General features: G+C 72.4%; 9 protein-coding genes. 5 read left to right on the forward strand and 4 right to left on the reverse strand.

Annotation, left to right across the window (positions count from 1 at the left end):
- Nucleotides 1-94 precede the first annotated feature (94 nt).
- On the reverse strand, nucleotides 95-337 hold the full coding sequence (locus tag E1193_RS27560; protein ID WP_132186098.1) for a mycoredoxin: 243 nt from the start codon (nucleotides 335-337) through the stop codon (nucleotides 95-97).
- Between the two features lie 90 nt (nucleotides 338-427).
- Here E1193_RS27560 and E1193_RS27565 point away from each other — a divergent pair, with 90 nt between their 5' ends.
- From E1193_RS27565 to E1193_RS27575, 3 genes are all read left to right on the forward strand, one after another.
- Nucleotides 428-2,596 (forward strand): ATP-dependent DNA helicase UvrD2, encoded by a 2,169-nt coding sequence (locus E1193_RS27565; RefSeq protein WP_132186099.1) that lies wholly within the window; start codon nucleotides 428-430, stop codon nucleotides 2,594-2,596.
- A 124-nt stretch (nucleotides 2,597-2,720) separates the two neighbouring features.
- Nucleotides 2,721-2,978 carry a hypothetical protein gene (locus E1193_RS27570; RefSeq protein ID WP_132186100.1) on the forward strand — a complete coding sequence of 86 codons (258 nt, stop codon included), beginning with the start codon at nucleotides 2,721-2,723 and terminating at the stop codon, nucleotides 2,976-2,978.
- Between the two features lie 126 nt (nucleotides 2,979-3,104).
- A complete protein-coding gene (locus tag E1193_RS27575; protein ID WP_132186101.1) occupies nucleotides 3,105-3,470 on the forward strand; it encodes a WhiB family transcriptional regulator in 366 nt (121 codons plus the stop codon).
- A 301-nt stretch (nucleotides 3,471-3,771) separates the two neighbouring features.
- On the opposite strand, the gene E1193_RS27585 is transcribed toward E1193_RS27575, so the two are convergent.
- The 3 genes from E1193_RS27585 to E1193_RS33520 form a co-directional block, all read right to left on the reverse strand.
- Nucleotides 3,772-5,103: an AarF/ABC1/UbiB kinase family protein gene (locus tag E1193_RS27585; RefSeq protein WP_132186103.1), complete on the reverse strand. Its 1,332-nt coding sequence runs from the start codon at nucleotides 5,101-5,103 to the stop codon at nucleotides 3,772-3,774.
- A 114-nt stretch (nucleotides 5,104-5,217) separates the two neighbouring features.
- On the reverse strand, nucleotides 5,218-6,276 hold the full coding sequence (locus tag E1193_RS27590; RefSeq protein ID WP_132186104.1) for a ThiF family adenylyltransferase: 1,059 nt from the start codon (nucleotides 6,274-6,276) through the stop codon (nucleotides 5,218-5,220).
- 353 nt (nucleotides 6,277-6,629) lie between these two features.
- Nucleotides 6,630-6,797, reverse strand: a complete 168-nt coding sequence (locus E1193_RS33520) for a DUF5679 domain-containing protein (RefSeq protein WP_243707936.1) — start codon at nucleotides 6,795-6,797, stop codon at nucleotides 6,630-6,632.
- A 591-nt stretch (nucleotides 6,798-7,388) separates the two neighbouring features.
- On the opposite strand from E1193_RS33520, the gene E1193_RS27600 reads away from it, so the two are divergent.
- Both E1193_RS27600 and E1193_RS27605 read left to right on the forward strand, forming a co-directional pair.
- The gene (locus E1193_RS27600; RefSeq protein WP_132186106.1) at nucleotides 7,389-7,919 is read left to right on the forward strand and encodes a M48 family metallopeptidase; all 531 of its coding nucleotides are present in this window, start codon (nucleotides 7,389-7,391) and stop codon (nucleotides 7,917-7,919) included.
- 113 nt (nucleotides 7,920-8,032) lie between these two features.
- The gene (locus tag E1193_RS27605) at nucleotides 8,033-8,632 is read left to right on the forward strand and encodes a hypothetical protein (RefSeq protein WP_132186107.1); all 600 of its coding nucleotides are present in this window, start codon (nucleotides 8,033-8,035) and stop codon (nucleotides 8,630-8,632) included.
- Nucleotides 8,633-8,799: the final 167 nt, after the last annotated feature.

An 8,799-nucleotide genomic window follows, 5' to 3' on the forward strand; every position in this document is an offset into this window, starting at 1 on the left:
GACAGTCACCACGACACGCCGGGCCGGCTGGCGATGACCCGTGCGACGTGGCCCGGGGGCCGAGGCGGTGCGCACCGGCCTCCGGACCGGGCGGTCAGCCGGCGATGCTGGCGAGGTGTTGCTTGACCTGGGTGATCGACGGGTTGGTCAGGGCGCTGCCGTCGGCGAACCGCAGCGTCGGGACGGTCTGGTTGCCGCCGTTGACGCTCATCACGAACTGGGCCGCCTGCGGGTCCTGCTCGATGTCGACCACCTCGTACCCGATGCCCTCCCGGTCCAGCTGCGACTTCAGCCGGTGGCAGTAGCCGCACCACGGCGTGGAATACATCGTCAACATGCTCAGGTCCTCCAAGGGTCGCTCGGCCCGGCTCCGGTCAGGCCAGGCTAACCGCTGCAACATCACCGCGAGCTGAGATGATTCCTTGTTGTGGTGGTTCACTCAGCGGCCGAGTCCGTGCTCGCCGGACTGGATCCGGAGCAGCGGTCGGCGGTGACCGTCCCGGCCGGCCCGGTCTGCATCCTGGCCGGCGCGGGCACCGGCAAGACCCGCGCGGTGACCTCTCGGATCGCCCACCGTGCGCTGGCTGGGGAGATCTCCCCCCGGCACGTGCTCGCGGTCACCTTCACCGCCCGCGCCGCCGCCGAGATGAGGTCCCGGCTCACCGCGCTGGGCGTGACCGGCGTGCAGGCGCGGACCTTCCACGCCGCCGCGTTGCGCCAGGTCCGCTACTTCGCGCCCCGGCTGCTCGACGGTCGCGCCATGCCCGAGCTGCTCGACAGCAAGGTGCGGGTGGTCACTTTGGCCGCCGCCAAGGTCGGCCTGCGCGCCGACCGGGCCGCCGCCCGCGACCTCGCCGGCGAGATCGAGTGGGCCAAGTCGTCGCTGGTTGAGCCCGGCGAGTACGTGGTCGCCGCCGCCAAGGCACTGCGCGAGACCCCGTTCGAGCCGGCGAAGGTGGCCGACGTCTTCACCGCGTACGAGCGGCTCAAGCGTGCCAACGGGGTGATCGACTTCGAGGATCTGCTGCGTGCGGCCGTGTGGGGCATCGAGGAACACCGTGACGTGGCCGAGCAGGTGCGCGGCCAGTACCGGCACTTCGTGGTCGACGAGTACCAGGACGTGAACCCGCTCCAGCAGCGGCTGCTGGAGGCGTGGCTGGGCGGTCGGGACGACCTCACCGTGGTCGGCGACGCCAGCCAGACCATCTACTCGTTCACCGGGGCCACCTCGTCGTACCTGGTGGACTTCCCGCGCCGCTACCGTGACGCCACCGTGGTGCGCCTGGTTCGGGACTACCGCTCCACGCCTCAGGTCGTCGGTCTGGCCAACGCGGTGATCGGCCAGGCCCGGGGCGCCGAGGCCCGGCTGCGCCTGGAACTGCACGGGCAGCGCCCGCCGGGCCCCGAACCGGAGTTGCGCATCTTCACCGACGAGCCGGCCGAGGCGACCGCCGTCGCGGCCCGCTGCCGGGCTCTGGTCGGCTCCGGCACGCCGGCCAAGGAAATCGCCGTGCTGTTCCGGACCAACGCGCAGTCCGAGGCGTACGAGAAGGCGCTGACCGAGGCCGGCGTGCCGTACGTGGTGCAGGGCGCGGAACGCTTCTTCGAGCGGGCCGAGGTGCGCCAGGCGATGGTGGCGCTGCGGGCCGCGACCCGCTCGATCCCCGGGGAGACCCCGCTGCCGGCCGCCGTGGTGGAGGCGCTCGCCGCGGTCGGCTGGGCGCCCGGCGCCCCCCCGCCCGGCGGGGCCGCGCGGGAACGTTGGGAGGCGCTGGCCGCACTGGCCCAGCTTGCCGAGGAGTACGCGGCCACGCCACCGGTGCTGCCGATCGGCGAGGCCGCCGCCGTGGAACGCCCGGTGACGCTGTCGGACTTCAACGAGGAGTTGGCCCGCCGGGCCGCCCAGCAGCACGTGCCCACGGTGGACGGGGTGACGCTGGCGTCCCTGCACGCGGCCAAGGGCCTGGAGTGGGACGCTGTCTTCCTGGTCGGGCTCTCCGAGGGCACCCTGCCCACCACGTGGGCCCGCACCGCCGAGCAGGTGGAGGAGGAGCGCCGGCTGCTCTACGTGGGGATCACCCGGGCCCGTCAGTGGCTTTGGCTGTCGTACGCCTCGGCGCGTTCGCCGGGCGGGCGGGCCCGGCGGCCGTGCCGCTTCCTGCCGCAACTGGACCGCACCGGCGGCGGCGAGCGGGCCGGCGGGAGCGTGGCGGCCCGCCGGGCCGCCACGCAGCGGCGACCTGCCCAGGTGGCCTCCTGCCGGATCTGTGGCGCGACCCTGCTCGCCGGTCAGGACCGCAAGCTGGGGCGCTGCCCGACCTGCCCGTCCGACCTGGACGAAGACCTGTACGAGCGGCTGCGCGACTGGCGGGCCCGGGTGGCCGGGGCGCAGAAGGTTCCGGCGTACGTGGTCTTCACCGACGCGACACTGACCGCGCTGGCCGAGCGGCGTCCGGGGCGGACGGAGGAGCTGATCGCGATCGCCGGGATCGGCCCCCGAAAGCTGGGTCTGTACGGCGAGGCGGTGCTGGCGCTCGTGGGGGGCGCCACGGTCGACGACATCACCCCGCAGAAAACTTCAGAAATCTCGTCGTAAATTCGTTTGCCCTCGCCCCGGGGCGAGGAATAGCCTCAGGACACACCTTGGGAGCGGCACCATTCCGGCTGCTCACGGGGTGGAGTCCGATGTCGGCACGAGGAACGTGAGGGAGGTGGCACCCGTGGAGATCTTCACCTATGAGCGTCCGGCGGCGATGCCAGCTGCCCGCGCTCCGCTGTCGGCTGTCCGGGTGGCCCTTGCCGCCACGCGACCGTCGGTTCCGCAGGTGCACCAGGTTTGGGTTCAGGCCGAGCTGACCCAGGCCGTCGTGCCCGCCACCGGAATCAACGGGACCAGTGGCTTCACGGGCATGGGTGTCGATGCCGCAAACAAGCGGCGCGATGTCCGCGGTGTTCCACCTCGAGGTAGACCGGTCTGAAACTCAGACCACCGGCTCACCTCGAGGCCGCGGAACCCGCATACCGGGATCCGCGGCCTCAGTTTTTGTCCCGCCGTACGTCGGAAACGATCCACGAGATCGAAGTGAGAGAGAGGTGACCGGGTGATGAGTCTGGCGTTGGCCCCGCTCGACGTGAGCGTCGAGGTGGAGGCGAACCTGCCCTGCCGGAAGGTCGACCCCGACCTGTGGTTCTCCGACCAGCCGGCCGAGCTGGAGCTGGCCAAGTCGCTCTGCGGGGACTGCCCGCTGCGCGTCGAGTGCCTGGCCGGTGCGGTCGAGCGGGCCGAGCCCTGGGGCGTCTGGGGCGGCGAGATCTTCGAGCGTGGCGCGGTCGTCCCGCGCAAGCGGCCCCGGGGCCGCCCGCGCAAGGACGACCTCGCTCGCGACGCCACCCTCCGGGTCGAGGCCGAGGCGCGTCTGGTGGCCAGTGGTGTGGCCACCAAGCGCGACGCGGTCCGGCTGGCTGCCTGACAACTTCCCGATCCACACATCCCGCCGGTCTCGACCGGCACCGAGAAAGCGAAGACCCATGCTGCTGCACCTGCCGAACGGAACCGAGATGCAACTACTCCACGAAGCGTTGTCCCGGGCTCGAATGCGCCGGCCTCAGGCCGGTCGTACCACCGCGAGCACTGAGGCAGCCCGTTCCGCCCGTAACGTCGCCATGAACAGCCGCAACCAGTCGGCCCGGGACCTGGGCGTTCTCTAGATCTCTACCAGTACGCGGGGGCGGTGACCGGATGGTCACCGCCCCCGCGGCGTTCGTCGTCGGTCAGCTCACCGGCGCGAAGCCGGGCAGCCAGCGTTCCAGGATTCCCCGGTACGGCGCCTTGGCCTCCAACTGGCAGAGCACCCCGATCGAGCCGAGGGTCACCCGGTGGATGAGCAGGTACGACGGCGGCAGGTTGAGCTGCCGGCTCAACTGGAAGGCCGGCGACCTCGGACTGGCGAGCCGGGTCGCCTCCGAGCGCAGCCAGGCCCGGGTGAAGCGGAACTCCTCCTCGGCCACCGGGGCCAGCATGGGTCGGAGGTAGTCCAGCAGGGCCTGCGCGTCGATCGGTTCGGTCTGGCTGACGAAGCCCTCCTCGCGTAGCCCGGCCACCACCGCGTCGGCCTCGCCGCGCAGGGCCAGCCCGGCGAGCCGGCCGATCGGCTCCGGAGTGCCCTCCGGCATGCGCGCCACCGCGCCGAAGTCGATCACGCCGAGCCGGCCGTCGGGCAGCAACCGGAAGTTGCCCGGGTGCGGGTCGGCGTGCAGCAGCCCCGCCCGGGCCGGCGCGGACAGGTGCAGGATCGCCATCAGCCGGCCGGCCTCGTCGCGCTGTTCCTCGGTCCCCTCGCGGATGATGTCGGCCAGCGGGATGCCCTCGATCCACTCGGTGACCAGCACCCGGGGCGAGGCGTGGAACACCTGCGGGATGAAGATCTCCGGGTCTTCGGTGTACGCGGCGGCGAAGGCCCGTTGCGACTCGGCCTCCAGCTCGTAGTCGAGTTCCTCGGTGATCCGTTCCCGCAGCTCCGCCAGGAGCGGCTTGACGTCCAACCCGGGCTGGATGGCGCGGAACATTCCGCCCAGCCGGGAGAGCTGCTTGAGGTCGGCCAGCAGCGCGTCACCGGCCCCCGGGTACTGGATCTTGACGGCAGCCGCCACCGTTTCGCCGGTCTCCGGGTCGCGCCACCGCGCCCGGTGCACCTGCCCGATGCTCGCCGCGGCCGCCGGGCTGTCGTCGAAGGAGACGAACCGGTCCCGCCAGTCCGGCCCGAGCTGCTCGGCGAGCACCTTGTGCACGCTGGCGACGGGCAGCGGCGGCGCCGCCTCCTGGAGCTTGGTCAACGCCTGCCGGTATGGCGCGGCGATCTCGTCCGGCAGGGCCGCCTCGAAGACCGACAGTGCCTGACCGAACTTCATCGCACCGCCCTTGAGCTGCCCGAGAACGCTGAACAGCTGCTCGGCGGTGCGCTGCTGGATCTCGGCGGAGATGACGTCGGAGGCGAGCCCGGTGACACGCTTACCCATGCCGAGGACGGTCCGGCCGGCGAAGCCGAGCGGCAGAGCGGCGAGCTTGGCGGTCCGGGAGACGGCCCGGCGCGGGATGTCGGTCACCCGGCCATTGTTACCGACTTCGGGGTCCTGCGGCTGCTCCCGGCCGGGCTGACCCCCGGCTTCCTCCGTCAGCGTCCCCCGGCTTCCTGCGTCAGCGTCCCCCGGCTTCCTGCGTCAGCGTCGCCGGCCCGAGCAGGAGCAGCGGGGGTGAGGCGGCCAGACGCGGCGTCGGAACCGGCCGGCCGCGCCCACCTCGACGGCGCAGCCGAGCGTTTCCGGCCTGCCGCCGTCGAGGTGGGCGAGCGCCTCGGCGACCGCGTACCCGACCGCGGCGAGAAGGGTGGCCGCCGCGCAGCCCTGGTCGGCGGGATCACCGGCGAGCTGGGCGGCGAGCGCCGGCCAGCCCGGGTCACGGTCGACACGGTGCAGGTCCAGGCAGTGCAGGCAGGGGCCGACGGGGGGCCGCACCAGCGGCCCGACCACCGGCACGCCCTCACGCAGGCCGAGCAGCAGGTGGGGTTGGCGACGGTGGGCGTACCCGGCGGCGTGCAGCGCCGCCGGGCGGTCCGCGCCGAGTTGGACCACCAGCTCGACCCGTCCGCGCCCGGGTGACCGGGTCAGTGTCCCGGGGGCGGCCCGGCCGATCACCGCGCGCAGCGCCTCGGCCCGGGGACGCCCGACGTCGGCCGCGGTGAGCCCGGTCCCGACCAGGTCGCCGGGCTGGACCGGCCCGGTGAGTTCGGGGGCCACGTGGCCCACCCCAGCCTGGGCCAGCGTGACGGCGACGGGCCCGCCGAGGCGCCCCGCGCCGGTCACCACGACCCGGGCGGCCCGGCGTCGGCGCAGCACCTGGGCGGGGGTGCCGGGCAGGGTGGCCGCGGCGAGCGCGAGCGCGGTGGCCTCCGTGGCGAGCCGGTCGCGGTGGGCGCCGGCGAGGTCACGGGGGAGCAGCGTGTGCGCGGGGACGACCAGGCCGGCGTCCCGCAGCGTGTCGAGCAGCTCCCGGGCCTCGGCGGGACGGACCTCGGCCCTGGTCGCGTCGGCCAGGACGGCGCGCTCGCTGCGACTGCCGTCGAGCAGGTCGAGTAGTCGGGCGGCGCGCGGGTTGGCGACCTCCAGCAGGACGGCGCGGCCGGGGCGCAGGCCGAGTTGCAGGGTGTGCCGGTCGCGCCAGAGCCGGGTCAGGCCGGGCAGCAGGGTGGGGCGGGGCAGGGCGACGGAGGTCGGGCTCATGGTGACAAATCGTTACCGGGTCGGAGCTGTCCGTCGATCGTTGTCCACAGGTGTGCGGGCCTGTATCCAGTGCTGTCCACAAAATGTCGCGAGTTATCCACAACCAATGGGTAACCCTGTCGTGCACCGGACAGTGCGGGGACATGGTTCCGGCCACGGCGGGTGGTGCTGCGGCCCTCGAACGCGCGCCGCGAAGTGTGCGTGCCCGGGTGTCCCAGGCGGCCATGTCGGCTCTTCCGCTCGCTCGGCCGAAAGGTGGACAGCCGATGCGCCCGGTCCGATCCTTCTCGGGCCGCGCCGACCCGGTGGAGGGGCGGCCGGCGGCCGCCCCTCCACCGTCGAACCCGTCCGGGTCAGACCTTGGCCTTGCCCAGGATGCGGTTCACTGTTGTGCCGCACGCCGGGCACTTGCCCTTGGCCATGTTCATCCCGGTCTTCGACACCTCGATCCGCCCCTCGAAGTCCCGCTTCTCCTTGCACTTGACGCAGTAACCGTTGTAGGTCTGGGCCTGGTCGGCCACGGTAAGCCTCCTCGTCTCGTCCGCCGGGCGTACCGGCCCGACGGTTTCCCGGCGGCGGGCCACCTGGGGCACCGGCGTCGGGTCGTTCTGCGCGGCCACCCACGTGACCGCTGGTTGGCGGACCCTACCCAGGTCTGGGTAGTTCCATGTCAGCTGTGCATCGACACTGTGAGGAAGTCGACGTCGAGAGTGTGCACGCCGGAATAGGTGTGATCAGGCAGTTTGCCGGGGACACGCCGGGTGAAACCGGCCGAACCACGCGAGCGGGGCTCCTGCTCGACTCCGACTGCGGCGTCACGCGGTGTCGAGGTCAGCGGAGGCACGGTGCGCGGCAGATGGCGTCGGTGGAGCCCTCGGGGCACCGGCGCGGGATGGCCACCTAGGGTGGGGTACGGCCGGGCGACCCCTCTGTGAGGTGTCACGAAGGGTAGTCGGCTGGACTCGTCAAGGTCATCGTCAACTTTTTTCGGGACTCTTCGCGACCAACCACCATTTTCTGGGCGCGTGTCGTCGTGTTGACCCTTGCGGACCCCTGGTCAGTACGCATTAGCTTTCCTTCGTGACAGCAAACCACGGCTGCGCGGCCCACTAATGGCGGGGGCGCGGAAGCCGGTCGTCGAGGTGCGGCGCAGCCAGCGCCGGCGACGCACAGTGTCCGCGTACCGCGACGGGGAACGCGTCGTCGTGCTCATCCCGGACCAGTTCTCCCGCGCCGAGGAGAGCGAGTGGGTCGACCGGATGCTGGCCCGGCTCGCCGCCCGCGAGGGACGGCCGGGCCGCTCCGACACCGAGCTGCTCGACCGGGCGCTGCGCCTGATCAACCTCTACCTCGCCGACCAGGGCGCCGAGGCGTTGCCGGCCAGCGTCCGTTGGGTCACCAACCAGAACGGCCGCTGGGGCTCCTGCACACCCGCCGACCGGACCATCCGCATCTCCCACCGCCTCCAGGAGATGCCCGACTGGGTCCTCGACTACGTGCTGCTGCACGAACTGGCCCACCTCATCGTGCCCAGCCACAACGCCCGCTTCTGGGAGCTGGTCAGCCGGTACGCCAAGACCGAGCGGGCCCGCGGCTACCTGGAGGGTGTCGCCGCCGTGTCCGCCGTTCCGGTGCCCGGCTGACCACCCGCCAGGGCGACTCCGGCCGGGGTTCGCGCGGCGTACCGTCCGACCGGGGGACGGCGCCCGTTCACGGCGGTGGGCGAGAGTGGGATCGGGGCGGCTAGGGTCGGGGCGTGGTCCGACGTGTGGTGGTGGCGTTGCTGGCTCCGGTGGCGTGGACGCCGCCGGGGATCGACCCGACGGACTGGCGTGCCGCGCTGGCGGAGGACGTGGTGGACCTGCTCGCCACCCTGTCCGAGGTCGAGACGGCGGTGGCGGTCACGCCGGCGGACCGCCGGCTGGCCGAGGCGGTGGTCTGGCCGGGCACCGCGATCCACGAGGTGCCGGAGCCGACGGTCAACGCGGTTCTGGCGGCGCTGACCGGGTACGACCAGGCGGCCGTGGTCGCCGCCGACGCCCCCGACCTGCCCGGCCTGACCCTGGGCAAACTGCTCCGGCCGCTGACCAGCCGACCCGTCGCGGTCGCCCCGGTCGACGGTGATGCTCCCGGGCTGCTCGCCGTGGCGGCGCGGCTGCCCGTACCCGGATGGTTGCCGGCGCTGGACCTGGACACCGCCGTCCCGGCGGATCTGCGTCGGGCGGCCCCCGCCCCCGGAGACGTCGCGGTCACGCCGGCCTGGCGCCGCCTGCGCGGCCTGGCGGACCTGGCGGCCCTTGATCCGGCAGTCGAGGGCTGGGAGACCACCCGAGCCCTGCTCTCCGGCCCTCGCTGACTCCGCCCCGCACGTACCCCCTCCTGGCTTTCAATCCTGGTCATATCTCTGCACACGTCACGTTAATGCTCCTCGTCTTCATTCTACCAATATATTAGCTCTTACCTCTCCTCTTTCCATACCAACAACCAACCACCTCGCCAACTAGAAATTGCAGGAATGAGCAA

The organism is Micromonospora sp. KC606, assembly GCF_004348675.1.
Lineage (GTDB): Bacteria > Actinomycetota > Actinomycetes > Mycobacteriales > Micromonosporaceae > Micromonospora.

Bases quoted from the DNA above. Each gene is read 5' to 3' on its own strand.
- E1193_RS27590 (WP_132186104.1), bottom strand. From the start codon at position 6,276: ATGAGCCCGACCTCCGTCGCCCTGCCCCGCCCCACCCTGCTGCCCGGC.
- E1193_RS27575 (WP_132186101.1), top strand. From the start codon at position 3,105: ATGAGTCTGGCGTTGGCCCCGCTCGACGTGAGCGTCGAGGTGGAGGCG.
- E1193_RS27560 (WP_132186098.1), bottom strand. From the start codon at position 337: ATGTTGACGATGTATTCCACGCCGTGGTGCGGCTACTGCCACCGGCTG.
- E1193_RS27600 (WP_132186106.1), top strand. From the start codon at position 7,389: ATGGCGGGGGCGCGGAAGCCGGTCGTCGAGGTGCGGCGCAGCCAGCGC.